Source organism: Pseudomonas sp. H3_C08 (assembly GCF_054669455.1).
In genome coordinates, this window is sequence record NZ_CP162803.1 from 1,770,409 (window position 1) to 1,791,787 (window position 21,379).

The following is a 21,379-nucleotide window of genomic DNA, read 5'->3' on the forward strand; positions in this document are numbered from 1 at the left end:
GTTCCCCCTGTAGGAGTGAGCCTGCTCGCGATGGCGTCCGTTCAGGCAAAGCATCTGCAAAACGTGACCATCCCTCCACCCTCAAATAATCAAGCAGTCAGCCTGAGCGGCTGACTGCTTTTTTGTTTCTACAGGTGATCCGCATCAATCACCGCTTTGGCAAACGCCTGCGGATCTTCCTGCGGCAAGTTGTGGCCAATCCCGCCGTTGATCAAACGGAACTGATACTTGCCGGTAAAGCGCTTGGCGTAATCCTCCGGCGCCGGGTGCGGCGCACCGTTGGCATCGCCTTCAAGGGTGATGGTCGGCACGCTGATCGACGGGGCGGTGGCGAGTTTCTGTTCCAGCGCGGCGTATTTCGCTTCACCCTGCACCAGGCCCAGACGCCAGCGGTAGTTGAACACGGTGATGTCGACGTGATCGGGGTTCTCCAGCGCTTTGGCACTGCGATCGAACGTGGCGTCGTCAAATTTCCACTGCGGCGAGGCCAGTTGCCAGATCAGCTTGGCAAAGTCGTGAGTGTTTTTCTCGTAACCGGCACGACCACGGTCGGTAGCGAAGTAGAACTGATACCACCACTGCAATTCAGCCTTGGGCGGCAGCGGGTTTTGCCCGGCGGCCTGATTGCCGATCAGATAACCGCTGACCGAAACCAATGCCTTCACGCGTTCCGGCCACAGCGCCGAAACGATGTCCGCCGAACGCGCGCCCCAGTCATAACCACCGAGCACCGCTTGTTTGATCTTCAGCGCATCCATGAAGTCGATGACATCACTGGCCAGCGCCGCTGGTTGACCGTTGCGCAGGGTGTCTTTGGAGAGGAACTGCGTATCGCCATAACCGCGCGCATAGGGCATCAACACCCGATAACCCTTGGCCGCGAGCAGCGGCGCGACTTCATCGTAGCTGTGAATGTCGTAGGGCCAACCGTGCAACAGGATCACCACCGGGCCGTCTGCTGGGCCGGTTTCGGCATAGGCGACGTCAAGCACGCCAGCCTTCACTTGCTTGAGCGGGCCGAAGGGTGAGGGCGCGGAATAGCTGACGGCGGCCGGTTCAGTGGTTTGCGCCTGAGCGCTGCCAAAAGCGCCGAACAGCGCCACAGCCAGAATCGACAAGCCGAATGCAGTTTTGCGGGTGTGCAGTGCCATCTTCATGGTGACGTCTCCTTTGCGAGCCTTTGGCCAAGGGTTCTGAATGAACACCTGAAACCTTGAGTGCATTTGAGCGCGGAGACGTATCTGGCCTGTGTCGAAGAACGGCTTTGTTGAAAGTCGATGTGTCGCGGCGGGGGGCGTACACAGTGTGATACACGGCGGCGAAACCGACTCCCCCTGGACCTGATTCAGGCCAAAATATTAAGTCGCTGTTTTAAAACAAAAAATATTTCACTTCGCGCTTCCCAAAGCAAAAAAACCTTGGTAAATTGCGCCCCGTTCTCACAGCGAAACTAACGGAGTAGCTGGAAAGAGCAGTAGGGGCGTCGCCAAGCGGTAAGGCAGCAGGTTTTGATCCTGCCATGCGTTGGTTCGAATCCAGCCGCCCCTGCCATATTCGAAAAAAACGCCAACTTCGCAAGAAGTTGGCGTTTTTTTATGCCTGCGATTTAGCCCGGTGGTGCAGGGCAGGCGTGCGCGGCGCCGAAGCACCGCGCACGTCATCCACTCAGTGCGGTGCGCGCGGGATGGTTTTCATCAGGTCTTCGGGGCTGATGTGGCCGACCACGCTGCCCGGTTGCGGCAGGTTGAGGATGTGGCCTTTCATCTTGCCGATGATGTGCATTTCGCACGGCTTGCAATCGAACTTCAGCGTCAGCACTTCATCGCCGTGGATCAACTGCATCGGTGCAACCTTGGTGCGCACGCCGGTCACGCCTTTCGCCTGTTTCGGGCACAGGTTGAAAGAGAAGCGCAGACAGTGCTTGGTGATCATCACCGGCACTTCGCCCGGCTCTTCGTGAGCCTCGTACGCAGCGTCGATCAGCTTCACGCCGTGACGGTGGTAGAAGTCGCGCGCCTTCTGGTTATAGACGTTGGCGAGGAAGGTCAGGTGCGAATCCGGGTACACCGGCGGCGGACTGGTTTCAGCTTTACGGCCGCCACGCGGATGAGCGGCGACACGGGCAGCGGTCAGGTTCTCGATCACTTCACGGCGCAGGGCTTTGAGCTGCGAGTTGGGGATGAAGAACGCCTGTGGCGCATCCAGCTTGACGTCGGTGGCGTGGTACTGCGTGGTGCCGAGCTGGCCGAGCAGATCGCGCAGCTGTTCGAGCGCTTGCTCAGGCTTGTTGGCCACGCCGAACGGACCGGCGAGGGTGACGCTGGCGCTGATGCCTTCTTCACTGGTGGCAGTCACTTCCAGCTGTTCTTCACGCAGACGAGCGACCCAGCTCAGGGCCACGCGACGCTCGGAAGAGGTCTTCTGCAGCGCCTGTTGCCAGTTGTGATCGAGGTTGCGATTCAACGGGTGGTTCGGGCGCAGCTTGTACAAGCCTTCGGGCATCTCGTTCGGCTCGACGCGGTAGCGGTAGCGCTTCTCTCCGTCTTCTTCGAACTCACCTTTGGCTTCGGCGATGTTGGCGCGGAAACCGACCACTTCGCGCTTGACCAGCACGTTCAAGCCGTCGCCGTTGGACAGCGGCTCCTGGGTGACGACCTGCATGTCGCGTTTGCCGACTTTCTCGACGGTGCCGACTGGCAGGCCGGTGAAGGTCGGCGAATCGAAAGCGCCGATGTCGATCTTGCGATCGGTGACGAAGTAGTCGGTGCTACCACGGTGGAAAGTCTTTTCCGGATCGGGCAGGAAGAAGTGCGCGGTGCGGCCGCTGGAGGCGCGGGCCAGATCCGGGCGGTCTTCGAGCACGTCGTCGAGGCGCTGGCGGTAATAGGCGGTGATGTTCTTCACATAGCCCATGTCCTTGTAGCGACCTTCGATCTTGAACGAGCGCACACCGGCTTCAACCAGGGCGCGGATGTTGGCGCTCTGGTTGTTGTCTTTCATCGACAGCAGGTGTTTTTCGTAGGCGATCACGCCACCCTTTTCATCTTTGAGGGTGTACGGCAAGCGGCAAGCCTGCGAGCAGTCGCCACGGTTGGCGCTGCGCCCGGTTTGCGCGTGGGAAATGTTGCACTGGCCGGAGAAGGCCACGCACAACGCGCCGTGAATGAAGAACTCGATGGCGGCGTCGGTTTCGTCGGCGATCGCGCGGATTTCCTGCAGGTTCAGCTCACGGGCCAATACCAGTTGCGAGAAACCGGCCTGATCGAGGAACTTCGCTCGCTCCAGCGTACGGATGTCGGTCTGGGTCGAGGCGTGCAGTTCGATCGGCGGAATGTCCAGCTCCATCACGCCCAGATCCTGAACGATCAGCGCGTCGACACCGGCGTCGTACAACTGATGGATCAGCTTGCGCGCCGGCTCCAGTTCGTTGTCGTGCAGGATGGTGTTGATGGTGGTGAAAATGCGCGCGTGATACTTGCGGGCGAATTCCACCAGCTCGGCGATTTCGCTGACTTCGTTGCAGGCGTTGTGGCGCGCGCCGAAGCTCGGGCCGCCGATGTACACGGCGTCGGCGCCGTGCAGGATCGCCTCACGGGCGATGGCGACATCGCGGGCAGGGCTGAGCAATTCCAGGTGATGCTTGGGCAAGGACATAGTTTTTTTAGTCAGGCTGTCACGGTTAGGCGCGCATTCTACCCGTGAAACGACATGTCGGCACCTATGTACCGATGGTCTGCAAATCGCGCTTGGCACGTTTCGCGGATTCGCACAACTGTCAGACCTGTCAGTTGTTGTTCAGACGTAAGTTGGAAATAGTAACGAAGTCATTCGCCGACCATTCATTACGAAAAGGACATGTTGCTATGAACGATAAAGACCATTTTCGTTATTTAGGTATCAACAAAAATAATTTGAACAGAGGGGCCCACGCGCCGGAAATTTACTACAAAGCAGTGATTGACCCTGCCCATCCGCACCTTGTCGGGCCGGTATTTCAGGCAACCCAAGAAGGTAAAGCTCTGTACTTCGGATCCGCCGAAACCTTTAGCCTTATCGCGCACCATCGAGAGGATGCGAACAACATTATCGAAATAATGTCGTTCGTTATTGATAACGAGCTACCCGATGGAGAACACGACATAGGGGGGCTGGGTAGTAGTGTTCAAGGGCTCATCACAATGACCCCAAATATCATCTATGCCAAGGCGGGAAAAATTAAGTTTCAGAGAAATGACGCGAACGGTTCGATAACCGCCAATTTCCACTTCGACTTTGAGTTTGAAGACCAAGGTGAAGTCAAAAAATATCGCGTAAAGGAAGGAAAGTTATCGCTTGTTGCCACTGGGCCACTTGAAGCCCGGAAGCGATCCTGAAAAGACGCGAGCCAGCCTTTACAGGCTTGGCTCGGGTTTTAAGCCTCTATGAGGCGGCGGCTGATGACCTGAAAGGAGTGGCGCTCAGGCTTTGGCCGCCATCGCGGTGACTTCCACGCGCATCCCTTCAACCGCCAGCGACGCCACACCTACCGCCGCACGCACCGGCCAAGGCTTGGCGAAGTAGCGCTTGTACACCTCGTTGAATGCGGCGCGATCGGCCATGTCGGTCAGGTAGATCGTCAAGTGCATCACCCGATCCATCGAACTGCCGGCACGTTCCAGCGCAACTTTCAGCGCTTGCAGGGTGCATTCGCTTTGCGCGGTGATATCGCCCAGTTCCAGACTGCCGTCGGCACGGGTTGGAATCTGGGTGGAAACCATGATGCCGTTGAATGTGGCAACGTCCGAGGAAATCGAGTCGGCGTCCGGATCTGGAGTGAAGGTGATGTCTTGGTTAGCCATGCTGATCCTTTGAGTGAGCGAGTGAAGATGGCCGCAGTTTACAGATACAGCGTCGACATGGCCCGCTCCGTGGCAACAGAGGCCGGTCAGACCGGCTGCGTCGCGGCTTCCGCCGCGATGGCTGCAAGAACGCAGGGGCGGGCGCCGATGCGCTGCATGTAGCTGGCAAGTGCCGGCCAGTCCTGTATGTCGATGGCAAAGGTCGGCAGCCACTTCAGCACGGTGAACAGGTAAGCATCGGCGACGCCGAATTGGCCCATCAGATAGTTCCGAGCCGACAGTTGCTGATTCAGGTAGTCGAGGCGCTTGAACAGTGTGTGGCGGAAAATCGTTTTGACCGATTCCGGGATCTGCGCATTGAACAGCGGTGCACTGCCACCGTGAATTTCCGTACTGATGAAGTTCAGATGTTCCTGCAAACGCGTGCGCTCCCATGAACCCAAGGGTGGCGCCAGCGTGTTGGCGGGCACCTGATCGAGTAGAAACTGCAGGATCGCCGGCCCTTCCGTCAGTACCTCGCCGTTATCCAGAACCAGCGCTGCGACGTAGCCCTTCGGATTGATCTCGCGAAAGTCGCGGCCATCGGCGGTGCGTTTGCTCTGGTTGTTGACGCGAACCAGTTCGAACGGCAAACCCAGTTCTCGCAGCACAATGTGCGGGGAAAGCGAACAGGTCATGGGCGCAAAATACAGTTTCATGGCACTTCCTTGCTGAGAGAGAGCGCCAGATTCCATTGCCGAAGCGGCTTTCGCAAAGGTCATTTACGGTGCTAGCGTATGACAAAATCTCATGAGCACTCAGAACCATGACGGTCCGACTTCCCTCGCTGAACGGCTTGCGCGCCTTTGAAACGGTCGCCAGGCACATGAGCTTCACCAAGGCTGCCGAAGAACTCAATGTCACCCAGACCGCTGTCAGTCACCAGATCCGTCGACTCGAAGCAGAGCTGGGCGGGCCTCTGTTTTTGCGGCTCAACGAGGGGTTGGTGCTGAGCGAGGACGGGCACGCCTATTTGCCGGGTGTGCGTGCAGCGTTTCATGAGCTGCGGTATTCGACTGAGCAGTTGCTCGCGTCTCGCGATAAAAGCGTGTTGACGATCAGTACGCTGGTGTCGTTTGCATCGAAGTGGCTGTTGCCGCGTTTGCCGTCCTTTCAGCAGGTGTTTCCCGCTATTGATGTGCGAATCAGTGCGGCCACTGAGCTGGTCGACTTTCGCAAGGGCACGATTGATGCGGCGATCCGTTATGGGCGCGGCGACTGGAAGGGGTTGTGTGGCGATTTTCTGATGTCCGATGATATTTTCCCGGTATGCAGTCCGGCATTGGCGAAGACGTTGCGAACGCCCGCAGACCTTGCCAATCACGCATTGCTGCAAGTCAGTGGCGCGACGGCCGGTGACTGGAGCGCCTGGCTGCGTGCCGCCGGTCAACCGCCGCAACTCGCTGAAGGCCCGCGCCTGACCTTTGATCTGGCGATGATGGCGGTACAGGCAGCGGTTGACGGGCAGGGTGTGTGCATTGGCCGTTCAACCTATGTCGAGGACGATCTGCGGGCCGGGCGTCTGGTGGCTCCGTTCGATCTGCGCTTGCAAGATGAGCTGGGTTTTTATCTGGTAGCGCCCCATGAAACGGCGCAATCGAAGAAGATCGTGGCATTCAGGACATGGCTGTTGGCACTGTCACCGGGCAAAGACGCTTTTGTATAAGCGTGTATCAAGTTGCCGCGCAGACACACGCGAACAATAAACCCGGGGTTTACGACACATCAGCCATACACGCGACTCCCAAAGTAGCGGTCACACCACCACTGCGTTTGAGAGGGCAACATCATGCATCGTCCACTGTTACTGGCCAGCGCTGCGCTACTCGCTTCAATGATCGGCATCGTCCACGCGGCTGACGCGCCAGCCAAGAGCTGGCAACAAGGCTTGAGCCGGACCGATCTGGTGCGCGAGGACCTCGGTGCTGCCGAGCGCGAAGTGATTCAGGCGCGAGTCGATTTCGAACCGGGCGTGACCTCGCCCCGGCATGCGCACCCGGGTGTCGAGGTCGCTTACGTGATCAGCGGCACGTTCGAATATCAACTGGAGGGCAGGGCGCCGGTGACGTTGAAGGCGGGGGATTCGCTGTTCATTCCGCAAGGGGTGACGCATGTGGCCAAGAACGTGGGTGCGGACAAGGGGTCGGAGCTGGCGACTTACATCGTCAAAAAGGGCGAGCCGTTGCTGATTCTCAAACCGTAGAGCTAACGCGCCGGGCCGTTATAAATCATATGGAGTATCAGCAATTCTGCAAAAGCGACCACCATGCAAACTCGGACAAACCCCGCCGTGAAGACTCGGCGGGGTTTTTCGTAGGTGAAGTCGAAACCGAATAGCAGCAACAAAATGCCGAAGAAAGTTTTTATCGCGCGCATCTGTCTTCATCCTTGGCCCTGCCAATTGGGCACAGCTGATTCATAACGTTGGTTCTAGGCACGGCTTCTTAGTGAAGCGTCACAATCCGACGACTCTCGCCAATCCTGATTCTGTCCAGCGCCCGGTTCAACGCATCGAGCGCATCGAGCAGGGCTTTGGCCTCGGCCTCTCGACCTTCGCCCCAGAGGCGCTCGGCCATTTTGTTTAAGGCCTGGATCGAACTCTCGATGTCTGCGGCGGTGGCTTTGTGTTCAGGGGCCGGTGGTTTCTTCGGCATTCAGGGTTCCTCTGCTGACGGCAAACCACCATACCGCTGCGGCGCCCAACAGCATAGTCAGCACGGCCATAATCAGGATCACTCCTTGCGTACCCAGGCTTGAGGCCAGCAGCGCCACCAGCAACCCCGCCAAAGGTTGCGAGAGATTATTGAGCAAGGTGATCACGCCTACGGTCTTGCCAAAGTCCTTGGCCGGAATCACCCGCTGGCGGATGCTGCGCATGTAGATGTTGAACATCTTGTCGAAGCCGACGATCAGCAGGAACCCCAGCACATACCCGGCCAGATTCGGACTCAGTGCACTGATGAGGGCGCCAGCGGCGATCATCGAGTAAGCGAGCCCGCCCAGTAACCGCTGCGGGATCTCAACCCGGGCGAGGAAAAACAGAATCACGATGGTGGTGACCGCGCCCGCTGCCTGTAGACCGGCGTAGGCATCCTTGCCGGCACTGAACTCGCCGATCACCATCGCCGCCGAAGTGGCCAGCGTGACGCCGACGATCAGATTGACGCCGACGGCCAACAGGATGATTTTTTTCAGTTCCGCCAGCTCACGTATATGCCCGAAAGCGATACGCAGCGGTTGCAGCCAGATGTCCTGATGCTGCTCGAACACTTCCAGCGTGATACGGCTGAGGCGTTGCCATACCAGCATGCTCAGGTCCGCCAGCAGGAAGAGCCCGGCGACCCACAGCACCACCCAATGCCAGGCCCATACCTCCAGCAAAAGCGCAGCCACCAGCGGCCCGAGAACCAGTCCAGTCTGATCGGCGATCTGCGAATAGGACAACGTCTTGGTGTAGCTGTAGTGCTGGAAAATATGCGGCATCAGCACCTCGCGGGCCATGATGCCCTGGGTGGTCAGCACGCCACACAGCGCCGACAGCACGACGACCCAGGAGATACCGCCGAAGAGGGCAAACATTGCCACCGCGATCAGGCACAGCAGTGCCCGGTAAACCTGGCTGATGTGCAGGATGCGGATGGGCGAAAACTTGTCGCACAAGGCTCCGCACAGCGGAAACGCGAGAAACCGCGGCAGCGATTCGACGAAAAACGCCAGACCTGCCCAGGAGGCGCTGTTGGTGGTCTGGAACACCACCAACGGCACGATGAACAGCAGGATCTGATCCGCCAGCCGCGACAGAAACAGCGAGGTGAAAAAGGCTAGGTAGTCCTTGCGCAAAATGAAGCTCCTTTATGTCGACGGTCTGGCATCACCTACTGGATGCAGCACGTTCCGGGATAGAAGATACTGGTGGCTCTTGAGAGAGGGTGACTAACATTGCGCAACAGCGTCTATGCAAGTCTGCGCACAGAAGTAATAAGGACGTTACGTGGTTCGAAAGGCGATTCTACTGGTGCTGACTGCCAGCCTGAGTGGGTGTATGGCAACCGCCATGCGTATGGATTATGACAAGCACCGTTGCCCCTACATCGGTATTCGGTTTGACTGGTGGTTGGTGGGCACGTCCAAAGGAAAACTGATTCCCTTTTTACTGATCGACGCGCCATTTTCTCTAGTGGTCGACACTGTCTTTTTTCCCTTCGAATATCAATACAGCTGCAATTTCTAAACTGCGAGTGGTGTTAGTGCTCAGGTTTGCTCTGTCCGGGGCTCAACCTGCATTCGGCTGAGTGACAGGCAGAAAACGGTCAGAAACTGCCGTTCGAAATATGCTGTTTCTGACCTATAGCAGACATCCATTCACGGGCCAGTGGTATAGATGAGCAAACCTAATTGATGTCTAGTGGCATCAGCAATTGAGAGTCTTGGATGGGTGTAGGTCTGCCACAGGCGAATGCCAGGTTAGCCATTCAGCTTTGCAGCCAAAAGTGCACGCTCCTCTGTAAGTGCGTGGAAAACGCCAGGCTTTGCGCCCGAGTGCAGGTATAAGAAGTAGCGACCTTGCTGATCGCGCAGAATTCGATAGACATCGGGCGGTCTGCGCATGCCGGGCGGTGTGTTCCGATTTGCAAGGAAATCATAGCTATCGATGTTCAGGCGTTGTAGCGCGGCTTCAAAGTCCGTTTGAACGTCCAGCCTCCATTTCCGAACTCGGCGAATCTGCGTGACGAGACAGTGTAAAAGGAACAACACCAGGCTGGTCAGCGCAGCGGCCCTCATTCCCTGTTCCATGCGCTTGCTCCAATCCATGTGATATGGGGTTAAGCAATAGCCCATCCAGCCACGAATTCAACCGTTTGAGTAAGCATATGACAACCAGGCAATCTGACTGTCAGTCAAATCGAACGGGCTTACCGGGTCGGGTCCGCTTTCCGTCCGAACCTGACGCTCGATCTCGATAGGCAATAATCAGCTCGTGGTGGCGAGCAACAATTGTCTGATGCAAAGAATTAAGTGGCGACTTCAATGGGGCCGAGAAGGACCTCATAGATCAACCCTGCCTCATAAAGGCACGTTCGCCACTCTAGAAAACCTGGACGGTCCTCGCACAGAAGGCGAACGATCCGCCCATCCTCTGCGAAAGAAACTTCCTCCACCAATGCGATATCTCCCGGTGCCGCCTCTCGAGAGCTAATCCAATCAGTGAAAACTACCTTTGATTGATCAACGCTGATCAGTTTTATGAAATCACCTTTAGAAATTGCCATGTCCTTTCGCCTGGATTTTTACTGATAGCAAATACATAAGCCTATCGGCATTTTTAAGAGAAACCCTTTTTTGGTCTGAGGGCGTCGTCTGGGCGAGATCTGCTTCTGGCCGAAAGCTGCCTGTTGACCAAAGTCAATGCAATCAACGCGCTCTGCTTCGAGTGATTCGATTTGCCCAAGCGTAGTAGTGTCGCCAGGGCAGGGATGCGGCAATAACCGGAAAAATGCGGAAAGAATCCATAAAAAGAGGTGCAAGATTTCCGAATGCCAGAAACGACAAAGCCCTGAATAATCAGGGCTTTGTCGGTACAAAATATGGCGGAGGCGATGGGATTCGAACTCATGGACCTGTTACAGTCGACGGTTTTCAAGTCCGAAGAATAATCCTTTTATTTCAATGTCTTAGCCTAAATTTATTTCCGCAAGCCAGTGTTCGCCGATGCTCTGAGGGTCGCTGAAAGCAGCGGGTAGGAATCTAATTGCGGAAATGATTTTTTGCCGGTTTTTGATTTTTCTGGTGGAGGGGTCGTGCCTTATGTCGGCGGTTGAACCGAAATATTTCTGTGGGCGCTAAATTCAGCGCACCTCGCGGGTAGCCATATTGTTGGACTCGCCTGGGCTCTCTTTGTTTTGACAAAAACATGGCTGATTTGACAGGCTGTCTTGACTAAAATTTTGATGCCAGTGCCAAAGGAATTGCATGAAATTCACAGATATCAATCCAGGAAATTTACTGGCATCCCCGTCCCCTGTGATAAGCGACATCCTCGAACCCAAACTGGAAGGTTTACCATTTCATCTCATGCATTGGGAAGACTTCGAGAGACTATGCGCGCGCTTGATCCAGCACCAGTATTCGGAAGGCGGCCTACAGGTTTTCAAATATGGAAGGGCAGGGCAGGATCAGAAAGGTATTGACATCATCTGGCAGGCACCACGAGAGAGCAAATACAAGGTTGCTCAGGTAAAAAGATGGAGGAAAGTAAAACCGGCAGATATTCGAACTTGGGTCAAGACCTTCCTTGAAGCAAAGTTGGCGAGTGAGTCACGCACCTGGATTCTCTGTCTTTCGATTGATATTCAAGAAGACACTCAACTGCTTGAGGCTTGGCACTTAGCCAAAAAGGAATTGGAAGCACATGGCTTATCTGCTGAAATTTGGCACAAAGGCTGGATCGAACAGCTTCTGCGGCAGAATCCGGAACTCGTCGAAACCTTTTTCTCTAAACAGATCAGCGACCGCTTCTGCCATACACTGAGGATGCCTATAGAAGAACAGCAGTTTTATCGAAAAGGCTTCTCTCAGCACTACGATTCGCATCTTACTATCGAAAACGAAAGCGTCAGGATGGAAGTCCTGCTGCCAAGTCCGAGATCGCATATAGCTTCCGCCATTTTTTCATTTGCCCGATCCAATTTGGCGGGAGTTTCCTTGGCCATTGCTGGGAAGGATTTGGTGCATTGGCTGCAATGGGCAGGGCATTATCACGATCCGGTAAAGGGACCTTTCACTTTGCCTCTGAGCGATTCGGCGCGTTTCTTGCTCACAACACAGAAGTTCCAATTGAGCTTGGACCGAAAAGAGCTAGAGGACCTGAATTGGTGCCTGATCCAGGTTTGGACTCACTATCTAGACACGATCCAGAGACTGGAAGCCAATTGGCGCTGTCTAAGATTCAAGCGACTTAACGATTCATCACAGCCTGTACATACAATCTATAGCGTTTCACGTTTTCTCTGGCGCCTCATCATGATTTACGCCAGAGAGCATGACTACGCTACAGGTGAGACCGAAGAACATATATTTGATGCTTCTGGAAATAGTGTACTAAAGGTTTTTTCGCCTAGGGTCACCGATTCGTTGGACTCCGGTTACCATCTAATTTTGTACGTATACCAAGAGGGTGGGATGTGTAGTTCTCATGAGCCCAGTATTCTCATCGGCTGGAGCGCAAATCACCTTCGTGAACTTTCCAGTTCTTGGGGGCCGCGTGGGCTGTGGAGTGCGGAGTTCACTCACGATTGGTTGAGTCTTACGCTTATACCCCGAGTCATGCGCTGGTACCGTGGAAAGTGTAGAGCGGAGCTGTCTTGGCTCAGTCATCCATGGAAAAAACTGACTGGTAATTTCCCAATATTTGATCCGGATGAACATCTGTTTTCCTACTCTCGGTTGTGTGTTTCGCAGGTTTCGGAAATTGATACCTCGGAAATGTTGAGTAATTGTCTACATTCGATGCAGTCACATTTCTGTATATACGCTACTCCGGCTAATATCGAAACACACTTGGTACAGGCGGTATTACGTTGCGTCCAGCATCTAGCCTACCGTCTTCCTGAAGAACACCATGGTTACATCAGGGGCAATTTACAATTGGGGTCACATCCATTGGTCGAGGAGCTGGACGCCTTAATGGTTGGTATTGCTGAGTGTTGTAGCAGCAGCTCGATGTTGGAAATGGCACTTCGTTCGCTGATCTGTTGCTGCGAGACCATCGCAGATATAAGGAGCGATCTTAAGTGGATAAAGCAGATGCTGGAGCCTGTCTGGGAAAGAATGCGTGAGGACTTGCTATGCGAAATTTTCTCTTGAAAGTTCGTGCTTTTTTGGATGGGATGCTCCAGTCTCTGGTGTTTTTAGATCGGCTATATAAAAGTCTGCTATGAATATGTTTAGGCGAAAAAAGACCGCCGGCTAACAGGCCCTTTGCTCGAAGCGTCCTTTAATTTTTCGAAGCGCTTATCATCCCAAGACGTCCGGGTATTTCCGTAAATCCGCATTCGGAATGACGACTTAAGGGAAATAATCGTTTAGGCCTAAGAAGCCGCGCATTGAAACTTGTTTTATCGAGACAAACGTCTAGCCTCTAACGGAGGCAAATGTATATTAATCGCCCCTGTCATCTGCTCGGAAATAGTGATGATTGATCAAGAATACGACGAGATGATGGCACGCTATATAGCGGATAAAGAAAAACAGTCCCGCACTCGCCTTGCCGAAGCTACTGCCCAGATTTCGAGGTTTATGGGCTTAGCCGCATCCAAAGGCGTGATCCTCAGCGAGGAGTCCTTTGAATACATCCAGACCATCGGCATCGTTGCCAAGGCGCAGGGCATCACACGAACGTTACTGGGGCCAATCAGGGCCGAGCGTGATGGATTGCTGCCGTTCAATGAGATCGCCAGCCGATTCCCGCCCAGCCCCCATTACGAAGGATGCTTTGCCGGTCCCGATTTTATTTTGATGGCCCACCCCTGTTACCGACGAGGAATGCACCTAGTCAATAACTGGGCACCAAGGTTTATAGACCTGTTTTGGCGGTTCGACAGTTCCGGCATAGAAAAATACATTGCTCTCGACGAAGACCGGGTCCGGATCAATGTCGACGGCTTAGGCTATTTTGAGGCCGACACTTGGTACGGCGCTCCCTTCGACGGAGACATACAAAACATCGAAACCGGAATCTCCAAGCTGCGTCCGCCTCTGGATCTCGACTCTAGGCATATCTCCTTCCTCTTTGCCAACGCCTACTGTCTCGACATCAAGTGGAGCGAGTCGAATGGCATCAAATCGTTTCAGGCTCTGGAAATGAAAACGGAGAACATTCGAATCGAGGTCGAGGGGCAGTACTACTTCCCCGCGCGCTATCTGCACGCCGAGTTCGATCTCGCGGCCAACTGTTTCAGGCACTTCGATGGCGCGATCCAGCTTTTCACGGAGGAAGAATATTTTCAGAGGCGGGATTCCGACTTCAACATGACGATGAAGAACTCTGCGCACATCAAAGCTAGATCGAGCAAGCTCTTCAAGATCAATGGGTCGCTGAAAACGGAAGACTGGGTTAATTTTTGCTGTCAATTCTACACAGCCAATCCGCTAACCTTTGAATACTTCAACGGTGAATATCCGAAGCACGTCACTGAGTCTCTTGAAAGGATCAGGCAAATGTCGAGACTTGCCGGCGAGACCTAACGTAGCTGCCGGGTTGGTTGAGGAGGTTTCGCTATGGACTGGGGGTTCAACAGGTCTATGGCGTTTACGAGTCTAGGGTGTGATAAAAACTTGCGATGAGTTCAGTACGACAGCAGCCTAGTCGAGGTCATAAGCAAATGTGTACGCAATGAGCGTTTCGGTAGGTGTATAAATCCCATAGCGTCCTCTGGGGCGGTTCACCTCCGACATTAAATGAAGGTGCTTGCGAGCACGGGAGCCTAATACGTACAGAAGCTTGTTCGCCGCATCTTCCGCATTCGTTTCATTGAAGTGGGGCACCATACCTTGCAGTAGCCCGAAGGCAATGACAACGTCGAATTCCGCGCCTTTGACTCCATGAATAGTCGAAACTGTTATGCCAGTTCGTTCACGGAACACCTTCTTGAAGAATGCTACATCATTGATATAGCTAGCCCCGGCTTTCTGAAGCCTTTCGATTCTGGATGCAGAGCTGCCAAAGAAGGCCTCGCGGTGTTCCGTAAGTGGTGGAAAGCTATCGATGGATATGGAAAGCCGCTCAAACAATGCAGTGAAGGCTTGATCAAGATAGCTGAGACCATCCGTTTCCATGATCGAGATTGTGTTGCATTCCCTGAGCAGCAGTCTCTGGGACAGACGAGAAGTGTCAACACCGAAATCACCGAGATCCTTGATCACATCGTTAGCCCAACGCATACGACGAATTAGGAGCCTCGGCGAGGACTCAGTAAGTAGGATTTTAGATACTTTGAACCAGAAGTTGTCATAGTCGTTGCTGAAAGGAACAAGGCCGGGGCCATCAAATTGGCAGTGGGGCAGCATCGCCACTAGTTTACGGGTTGTGGATGCCAGCAGTATCCACCACGGGGCCAGCACGCAAATCTCCTCGGGTGCATGACCAGCGGCAAGACTCTCCTGGATGAGCCGAACCAATTCATCATGCAAGTCGGTATGTGCAATGTAATGGTTGTAAGTTATCAGGCTAGGGAACGCTGCGTTGTCGCCCTCGCTTTTGATGCTCGTCGCATGGACGTTAAAGTTTGAGAAATAGCTGATTATTCTCTCGCTGGACCGATAATTTCGACTGAGCTTCATCTCTTTGATTGGTATGCCTGCCTGGGTGCGGAACTCAGCCACAGGCATTGCATAGCCGCCAAGCGATCCATAGATCGCCTGGTTCGGATCGCCAACGATGAAGGTATTTGTTCTTCCGCCGCCGGCGCGCAGAATAGAAATCAATAGGCTGTACTGAATCTGTTTCGTGTCTTGGTACTCATCCATTAGGAGGTGGGAAAACACCTGCGAAAGCAGTACCGCAATATGGTTTTTATCCCGCATGAGAGCTTGGGCATGCCACAAGATCAGTTCAAAATCAATCTTTCGACTCGCTGCAAGCTCGGTAAAATATTCCCGTAAGACTTTGTGAATCGCATCGTGCTTCCGAGTGTCGGGACATGCAAGGTAGTATCCAGTTTCGCTTACAAAGTAATCGCAGTCCCAGTGGGTGATTCCTCTATAAGGTGCGCATAGCCGCTCCAGCATTAGCTCACGATCGTGCGTATCGATTACGCGGTAACCATGCGCGAGCTCAGGGCAATAAATGCCGTAAGGCTTGATAATCCATTCAAGGCAAAAGGAATGGATCGTACCAATCCACAGCCCCGATGTATCGATACCGAGGTCCTCTATCCGCTCCAGGATCTCATCGGCGGCCCGATGCGTATAGGTAATGGCTGCCAGAATACGTTTGCCGGTGCGGCGGGATAACTCATAGGCAATTTTATAGGTCAGAGTGCGCGTTTTTCCACTGCCAGGACACGCGATAAGAAAGACGCTCGATGGTTCCTCAACGGCCGCAGCTTGCTCAAGATTAAGATCCCGAGGGTCCCAAGCGAACATTATGTAATCTCCGCCAGGAACGAATTGATCACGTCCCCCGGTAACATCAATTCAACTGCCGCTTTGAGAGACTGAAGACTGATTTCTTCTCGTTGGAAGCGCTCAATATCCACCCGTAACGCGGTGTGGAAAGGAGTCGCTAAAGGTTGAGATCCGAACCGACTGTCCGCCCGATACTGAATGATTCGGGAAAGCAAAGTTCGGGAGAAGTGACCGTGTGCAAAATGAATGGCTTGCTGAATGTAGTCGGGGATTCTTACATCATGAGTGAGCTCGTTAGCGAGAAGAATGGCGAACCATCCCTTTCCTTCCTGTTGAGCCATCATCAGTGTTCGGCGCCCCATTTGGTCCAGTTGACCTGAGCGGAGCGCATTGACCGAAGCATCAATTGTCGCTGCGTCTTTGTAGACTTTAGAGATGGTTTGAACAACCGATTCTTGGTTCCCAGCTGCGACGAAATCGACCTCAAAGGTATGTGTAGCGTAGAAGGTAGCGAGCCACTGGTTTCCAGCAACAAAATTATCTAGGTCAGCCTTGCGCTCTTGGCCGGACTTCTGTGAGCCGGCCGCCTTGCCTTTTCTCGCTACGATAGCTGGCGTATCCGTGAGTAATGGTGTGATGTCGAAAAAGGCGCTATCGAGGTCAGTAACGATTGCGCAGCGCTTTCGGATGCGCAGGTTGTGGAACAGAACCGCTACGTTCTTGAAGCCCGTGCTGCGGATATTGACGACGCTGATGCCAAGTTCGTCGACGCTTAAGCCGAGCACAGTTTTGACTAGAATCGGGATTAGGATTTCCTCCACATCACCTTCCACCAGTATCACGCTCTTTGCGAAGAGCAGATTGCTACGCACCGCGTCGAGGTACCGTTGGATGCTCGTTACCTGGGACGGCTCAAGGCCGGTAGCTGGCTGGTATGCCTCGCAGAATGGACCGTGTCGTCCCAAAATGTTGACGTTACTTACATTGCTAACCTCTGAGATGTGAGTCGAATGCGTGGTGTAGATGATTTGCGCGTCGCTGTAGGCGATGCGGTCGAACAAGGTCTTCTGGATGTGGGTGTGAATGTGTGCTTCCGGCTCCTCAATCAGGAGGAAATTTGCGATGGAAAGCTTTTCGCGCTGGTACTTGAATTCAAGCAGCTTGAGTGTGAGGTAGATCAGATTAGCCCCGCCAAGGCTCAACTCATGAATCCCTCCTTCGTACCCTTCCTCGGACTCGCCAACGAAAAGCCGCAGAGACTGAAAGAGCTTCTCCGCCTCCTCAGGTAAGTCAGATTTGATTGAGAGTGACGCAGGCGAGTAGGTCTCGCCAGCAGCGTCCTTGATCGTCTCGCGAATGTGATTGCGTACGGACTGCACATCCTCAAGGTCTTCAATGGATGAGTTAAGGTCGCGAACCATCTGTGAAATGGGCTGCATTGTTGCTGGGTTGATCTCGCCGCTTCTGCTCTTGAGCAGCGTGAACAAAGGGTTCGTTCTGTTGTTGTGGAACTCTGAAACAACATCGCGAAGTGCTTGAATGAAGGTCAGCGAGACTTCTTTCGTGACAGAGAGAAAGCCCGGCACCTTTGATCCGATTTCCGGGAATTCTGTCTCTGATTTGAAATAGCATGACCTGAAGTCACCAATAATCGATTCGTAAGTCGCGGGATTGCTGAAGTCGGCGCTGCTCCGCCCTGTGAAAATTGTCTCGTAGTCATCGATCGTAATCGAGCTGCGGATCTCAGTTAGCTTGTCATAGTCAAAAAGATCGAGCGCAGCCAGCTTCAGCCGGATCTCTTTCTTAGGTCGGAAGATGAGGTTGTAGGTAGCTTTTGCGAGCGGCGCATCTTCAAGCGTGGCCGTTCCATGGAGGAATAGCGCCTGCACAGATTCATCTGTACTGATCTCCTCGAACTCCATGCTGATGATGATCCAGTGGCCCTGCCATTGATCGAGCGACCTGCTGAAGTCAGATTCCTCCAAGCGGTAGGCGGCACGAACCATGTTGTCATCTAGTAGAAGCCGAATCGCGCGAAGTATGTTCGACTTCCCAGACCCATTCTCGCCGATGATGGTGTTAACCCCTCTCTGGAACTGTAGAGTTGAGTTCTTGAAGTTTCGATAATTGACGATGGTCAGTTTAGAAATATGCATGCTTCTCCGGCCCGCCGCTCCCTGAGCAGCCTTAGTTGTGTGGAAGCAATCGTTACGCGGTCCCTAAACCTACCGCTCAAAATACGAAGCGTTTCTTCGAGCCTAAGGCCAAGAGTCAACTCCATGAGGATTATCAACTCTGCTTGTGGTCTTGAGTGTCGCTGGCTGTTTGAATCGCCCCAGTTTAGTCGACGTTTGAGGTGCCTGCTTTGGCCGAGAGTCGCACGTCATGAAGGGCGACTCTAAGTCTCAGGTGAATGGTTAAGAAAGGTTGTGAGCAAATTTCTTGGTGGGGGTCATCGTGTGGGTTTTACGATTTCACCGACGCGTCGATAGACCGTTTCTGTTATGCGTTTATCAGTATGCCCAAGCAGTCTGCTGGCATGCTCAAGATCGTCAATCTCGCTCGCTGCTTTCGGCCGGATATCCCTGAACTGGAACATCCGAATGCCTGAAGCAAGCTGGGTGTCTTCACCCTCTAATGCTGTCGCGATTGCGCGATTGCGCGCATCGTCGAACCGCAGGCGAAGCATTGGTGCGGTCACGCGGCGACCGTCTTCTGTAATGATCAAATACGGATTTCGAACCGCACGCGTTTTTCGTTGTTCCAGCAACCTTTCTATAAGCTCACCTAAGCCGTTAATACTATCGCCGGCATCAAGTCGGATACGGAGTTTTTTTGAGGTCTTGCCCTGGGCAACCTGCAGGAAGCTTTCGGTGACATCTGTAGCGCGCATGGCCAGAATATCAGCAGGGCGTTGGCCAGTAAGATAAGCCAGGTCCATGGCATCTTTAAGCTCTGGTACTGCAGCGCCGTAAACGGCATTCCAGATCGTAGAATCAGCGTAAAAATCACGTGGCGTCTCTTTGTTTTTTCGCACCCCAGATGCTGGGTTTTCCTTGTCAGTGATACCCCATTCTCTGGCAATGTTAAAGATATGCGAGAGCAGTGAGATCTCGCGGTTCGCCCGAACTTTCCCAGTCCGCTTGTCGCGGTACTGGGCTATCACCTGCGGTGTCACAGCATTGATTGGCGCGTCATTGAATACTTTCCTGAGCTGCGTCAGAGATAGTAAGTTGTCCTTTTGGGTTCTAGGTTTTTTCGCCGGAATGATCTCGGCTTCGTATCGGTCGAAAACTTTTCCCAGAAGGCTGTTCTTTTGCGGAATTGGCTTGCAATCGAGTTTCGCCCATTCCGCCTTGGCGACATCCAAGTCGCCACCCAACGGAATTTCCTTCCTCTTCCCCTGATCATCTCTCCCGTCGTAGTAGTACCCGACCCACTCTGAGCCGTTTTTCATTGACCTAACCCGCCTGATCATTCGAGGTGGGAGATCCCGATTTGCAGCCTTTCTTGGTCGCATTTTTACCCCACGCGTGAAAGATCTAGCGACCAGGCTTCAGCCGCAATATTGTCAGATGAAGGCTTCACACCGGACAGTTTCATTCGCGCGTACACGCGACCAACAACAGGTCGTCTTGCACCTGTAAGTACGTATTTCCAGCCATTTCGATTGAGCCAATCCAGCTGCAATGAAGGTCGTTGATATCCGGTGATTGCGACCAGCTCGTCCTCGGCAAGAGTTTCGCTATGAATTTCCATGTCTATCCCTTTCTAAATTTGCTTCTGCTTGTATGGGTTCGTCCTGTTGGCGTTGCATGCTCTCGTCGGCTTTGTAGGCGCGGATGTCGATCAGCGAGGCGACGTGCCGGATGTGTGCGTACTTAAGCGCCTTGCGGCTGGTGTCCAGCGTGGTGATCGGGAGCTGGATCCGGCCGCTGTTGATTTCTGTCACGAACGACTGTTCGTTGAGATTGCGAAAGTACTGCTCGCGGACTTTCTCCAGCGGGATCAGGACGTCACCGAAGATTCGATAGAGCAGTTCGACGGTGGCCGATTCTGGCGCCGGATGCAGGCGAAGCGGATTCTGTGCAGCGTTACTCATGGCCTTGTCGAGCCTCCTTGCGTTGTTGTCGTGCTGGGTGGTTCCAGGCGTTCAGGCAGTGGCGTCTGGTCAGCTCGCGCAGATGTTCGGGCACTTCGAGGAGCGCGGCGTTGCGCTCCTCGCGTGTGCGCATGGCAACGATCTGGCGGGCGTACTCCCTAGGCCACGTCACGGCGATCTGCCGGGATGGCAGGAAGATCGATGTCCAACTGCTCGGCCAGCCAGCGGATGCCGGCTTGCATGACGCGGGTCGACTGGCTGTACTGCATTCCGCATTTTTCGTCATGCCAGGGGCTGTCCTTGACACGCAGGTACGCTTTGTCGCGCTTCGGGTCCGCCGGCAGGTTTCCCTTGAGCAAACCTTTTTTCCGCATGAGAGCGATCAGTTTGGGGCGAGTGAGGCCGAGTTGTGTGGCTGCTTGGGCGAGGGTGCGTTCCATATCGTCCTCCTCATGCCGCGTGCGCAGCAGGAGTGGCCGCTGCAGCAGGGTGGTTGATGGACTCAATGAGCCTTGCGTAGATCTCGGCATCGGGGTCATACAAGGTGAAGCAGCGCGTATGCGGACTCTTGTTGCCGATGCTCAAGATGGCGGTGACGCCGCGGCGTGTATGAGTGCGATGCACCGCCACATGCAGGGGAAGTTCAAAGCCCATGTCAAGGCTCAGCACGCCGCCGGTGTGCACCAGTTCGAACACGCGCTGCTTGTCCTGGACTTCAAAGCGACCGTATTGACGATCGGCATGCGGGAGATGCACCAGGTCGCTGGAGTTGCTCGCGTCGAACGGACCGTTGGCAATCTCTTCAATGAAATCGGCCAGTTTGAGGTGCATCTTCTTGTCGTTTGGCAGGGTTAGCGTGTGGCGTTCGCTGCCCAGTTCGACGACAAAAGTGCTTTCCACGGTGCCGCGTTCTGCCTTCAGGCGGAATGCCAGGCATTCACGCTTCGGTGCTGTGCGCAGGACGTGGTTGAAGGTCTCGGTCAGGTTGACCTGGGCGTTGAGCAACTGGAGCGTGCGGTTGTCGATCTTGTACTTGATCATGCTGCGTGCCCTCCACCGTTCGGATCGATAGGAGAGGGCTGGCAGGACTTGGCGACAAGCTTTGGTTTGCTGTTATGAATGACGACCAGACAGCCCGTGGCGAGCTGCAGCTGTTCGATCAGTTTGCGATTGCTGACGCATGCAGGATGGACATGTAGGGATGCGGTGGCGCGCATGGTGATGCCTCACTGTGGTTGGAGAGTGAGGCAAGTAAACAATCCGTTTGGTTTTTGGT

The 21,379-nt window shown here is 54.2% G+C and carries 23 protein-coding genes and 1 tRNA gene; 7 read left to right on the top strand and 17 right to left on the bottom strand.

Going from position 1 to position 21,379, the window contains the following annotated elements:
• Nucleotides 1–128: 128 nt before the first annotated feature.
• Nucleotides 129–1,157 carry an alpha/beta fold hydrolase gene (locus AB4N74_RS08180; RefSeq protein WP_257354833.1) on the bottom strand — a complete coding sequence of 343 codons (1,029 nt, stop codon included), beginning with the start codon at nucleotides 1,155–1,157 and terminating at the stop codon, nucleotides 129–131.
• A 319-nt stretch (nucleotides 1,158–1,476) separates the two neighbouring features.
• On the opposite strand from AB4N74_RS08180, the gene AB4N74_RS08185 reads away from it, so the two are divergent.
• Nucleotides 1,477–1,551 (top strand) — tRNA-Gln (locus tag AB4N74_RS08185).
• Nucleotides 1,552–1,665: 114 nt separating this feature from the next.
• Here the strand turns inward: AB4N74_RS08185 and AB4N74_RS08190 are convergent.
• Nucleotides 1,666–3,654, bottom strand: a complete 1,989-nt coding sequence (locus AB4N74_RS08190; protein ID WP_099759010.1) for a peptidase U32 family protein — start codon at nucleotides 3,652–3,654, stop codon at nucleotides 1,666–1,668.
• 209 nt (nucleotides 3,655–3,863) lie between these two features.
• Between AB4N74_RS08190 and AB4N74_RS08195 the strand changes: the two genes are divergently transcribed.
• Nucleotides 3,864–4,373, top strand: a complete 510-nt coding sequence (locus AB4N74_RS08195; protein WP_093433109.1) for a hypothetical protein — start codon at nucleotides 3,864–3,866, stop codon at nucleotides 4,371–4,373.
• An 84-nt stretch (nucleotides 4,374–4,457) separates the two neighbouring features.
• Here AB4N74_RS08195 and AB4N74_RS08200 read toward each other — a convergent pair whose 3' ends face one another.
• The gene (locus AB4N74_RS08200; protein ID WP_093433106.1) at nucleotides 4,458–4,838 is read right to left on the bottom strand and encodes a RidA family protein; all 381 of its coding nucleotides are present in this window, start codon (nucleotides 4,836–4,838) and stop codon (nucleotides 4,458–4,460) included.
• 86 nt (nucleotides 4,839–4,924) lie between these two features.
• A complete protein-coding gene (gstA, locus tag AB4N74_RS08205) occupies nucleotides 4,925–5,536 on the bottom strand; it encodes a glutathione transferase GstA (protein WP_460099312.1) in 612 nt (203 codons plus the stop codon).
• A gap of 107 nt (nucleotides 5,537–5,643) precedes the next feature.
• Here gstA and AB4N74_RS08210 point away from each other — a divergent pair, with 107 nt between their 5' ends.
• Nucleotides 5,644–6,543: a transcriptional regulator GcvA gene (locus AB4N74_RS08210; protein ID WP_460099315.1), complete on the top strand. Its 900-nt coding sequence runs from the start codon at nucleotides 5,644–5,646 to the stop codon at nucleotides 6,541–6,543.
• Between the two features lie 123 nt (nucleotides 6,544–6,666).
• Nucleotides 6,667–7,080: a cupin domain-containing protein gene (locus AB4N74_RS08215; protein ID WP_460099318.1), complete on the top strand. Its 414-nt coding sequence runs from the start codon at nucleotides 6,667–6,669 to the stop codon at nucleotides 7,078–7,080.
• A 2-nt stretch (nucleotides 7,081–7,082) separates the two neighbouring features.
• Here the strand turns inward: AB4N74_RS08215 and AB4N74_RS08220 are convergent, their stop codons facing one another.
• From AB4N74_RS08220 to AB4N74_RS08230, 3 genes are all read right to left on the bottom strand, one after another.
• A complete protein-coding gene (locus AB4N74_RS08220; protein ID WP_175559594.1) occupies nucleotides 7,083–7,253 on the bottom strand; it encodes a hypothetical protein in 171 nt (56 codons plus the stop codon).
• 68 nt (nucleotides 7,254–7,321) lie between these two features.
• Entirely contained in the window at nucleotides 7,322–7,531 is a 210-nt protein-coding gene (locus AB4N74_RS08225; RefSeq protein ID WP_460099321.1) for a hypothetical protein, read from the bottom strand.
• Complete coding sequence (locus AB4N74_RS08230; protein ID WP_460099324.1) at nucleotides 7,506–8,717, bottom strand: MFS transporter; 1,212 nt, start codon at nucleotides 8,715–8,717, stop codon at nucleotides 7,506–7,508. Before AB4N74_RS08230 ends, AB4N74_RS08225 begins: the two co-directional genes overlap by 26 nt.
• A gap of 151 nt (nucleotides 8,718–8,868) precedes the next feature.
• Between AB4N74_RS08230 and AB4N74_RS08235 the strand changes: the two genes are divergently transcribed.
• Nucleotides 8,869–9,108: a YceK/YidQ family lipoprotein gene (locus AB4N74_RS08235; protein WP_093433088.1), complete on the top strand. Its 240-nt coding sequence runs from the start codon at nucleotides 8,869–8,871 to the stop codon at nucleotides 9,106–9,108.
• Nucleotides 9,109–9,341: 233 nt separating this feature from the next.
• On the opposite strand, the gene AB4N74_RS08240 is transcribed toward AB4N74_RS08235, so the two are convergent.
• Both AB4N74_RS08240 and AB4N74_RS08245 read right to left on the bottom strand, forming a co-directional pair.
• Nucleotides 9,342–9,671 (bottom strand): hypothetical protein, encoded by a 330-nt coding sequence (locus AB4N74_RS08240; protein WP_460099327.1) that lies wholly within the window; start codon nucleotides 9,669–9,671, stop codon nucleotides 9,342–9,344.
• Nucleotides 9,672–9,889: 218 nt separating this feature from the next.
• Complete coding sequence (locus AB4N74_RS08245; protein ID WP_257354845.1) at nucleotides 9,890–10,147, bottom strand: hypothetical protein; 258 nt, start codon at nucleotides 10,145–10,147, stop codon at nucleotides 9,890–9,892.
• 700 nt (nucleotides 10,148–10,847) lie between these two features.
• Between AB4N74_RS08245 and AB4N74_RS08250 the strand changes: the two genes are divergently transcribed.
• Entirely contained in the window at nucleotides 10,848–12,740 is a 1,893-nt protein-coding gene (locus tag AB4N74_RS08250) for a hypothetical protein (protein ID WP_422609561.1), read from the top strand.
• Nucleotides 12,741–13,067: 327 nt separating this feature from the next.
• On the top strand, nucleotides 13,068–14,120 hold the full coding sequence (locus tag AB4N74_RS08255; protein ID WP_460099331.1) for a hypothetical protein: 1,053 nt from the start codon (nucleotides 13,068–13,070) through the stop codon (nucleotides 14,118–14,120).
• A 117-nt stretch (nucleotides 14,121–14,237) separates the two neighbouring features.
• Here AB4N74_RS08255 and AB4N74_RS08260 read toward each other — a convergent pair whose 3' ends face one another.
• The 8 genes from AB4N74_RS08260 to AB4N74_RS08295 form a co-directional block, all read right to left on the bottom strand.
• Nucleotides 14,238–16,019 (bottom strand): UvrD-helicase domain-containing protein, encoded by a 1,782-nt coding sequence (locus AB4N74_RS08260; RefSeq protein WP_460099334.1) that lies wholly within the window; start codon nucleotides 16,017–16,019, stop codon nucleotides 14,238–14,240.
• Nucleotides 16,019–18,157 carry an AAA family ATPase gene (locus tag AB4N74_RS08265; RefSeq protein ID WP_422609558.1) on the bottom strand — a complete coding sequence of 713 codons (2,139 nt, stop codon included), beginning with the start codon at nucleotides 18,155–18,157 and terminating at the stop codon, nucleotides 16,019–16,021. Before AB4N74_RS08265 ends, AB4N74_RS08260 begins: the two co-directional genes overlap by 1 nt.
• A 296-nt stretch (nucleotides 18,158–18,453) precedes the next feature.
• On the bottom strand, nucleotides 18,454–19,521 hold the full coding sequence (locus AB4N74_RS08270) for a tyrosine-type recombinase/integrase (RefSeq protein ID WP_422609557.1): 1,068 nt from the start codon (nucleotides 19,519–19,521) through the stop codon (nucleotides 18,454–18,456).
• Between the two features lie 2 nt (nucleotides 19,522–19,523).
• A complete protein-coding gene (locus AB4N74_RS08275; protein WP_116254740.1) occupies nucleotides 19,524–19,760 on the bottom strand; it encodes a DUF4224 domain-containing protein in 237 nt (78 codons plus the stop codon).
• Nucleotides 19,747–20,103: a pyocin activator PrtN family protein gene (locus tag AB4N74_RS08280; RefSeq protein ID WP_422609556.1), complete on the bottom strand. Its 357-nt coding sequence runs from the start codon at nucleotides 20,101–20,103 to the stop codon at nucleotides 19,747–19,749. The genes AB4N74_RS08275 and AB4N74_RS08280 overlap by 14 nt, the downstream gene beginning before the upstream one ends.
• Before the next feature lie 158 nt (nucleotides 20,104–20,261).
• Nucleotides 20,262–20,543, bottom strand: coding sequence for a phage antirepressor KilAC domain-containing protein (locus AB4N74_RS08285; protein WP_460099340.1), 282 nt, complete (start codon nucleotides 20,541–20,543; stop codon nucleotides 20,262–20,264).
• Between the two features lie 10 nt (nucleotides 20,544–20,553).
• Nucleotides 20,554–21,144, bottom strand: a complete 591-nt coding sequence (locus AB4N74_RS08290; protein WP_460099343.1) for a hypothetical protein — start codon at nucleotides 21,142–21,144, stop codon at nucleotides 20,554–20,556.
• The gene (locus AB4N74_RS08295; protein WP_081794195.1) at nucleotides 21,141–21,320 is read right to left on the bottom strand and encodes a hypothetical protein; all 180 of its coding nucleotides are present in this window, start codon (nucleotides 21,318–21,320) and stop codon (nucleotides 21,141–21,143) included. Before AB4N74_RS08295 ends, AB4N74_RS08290 begins: the two co-directional genes overlap by 4 nt.
• Between the last annotated feature and the right edge of the window lie 59 nt (nucleotides 21,321–21,379).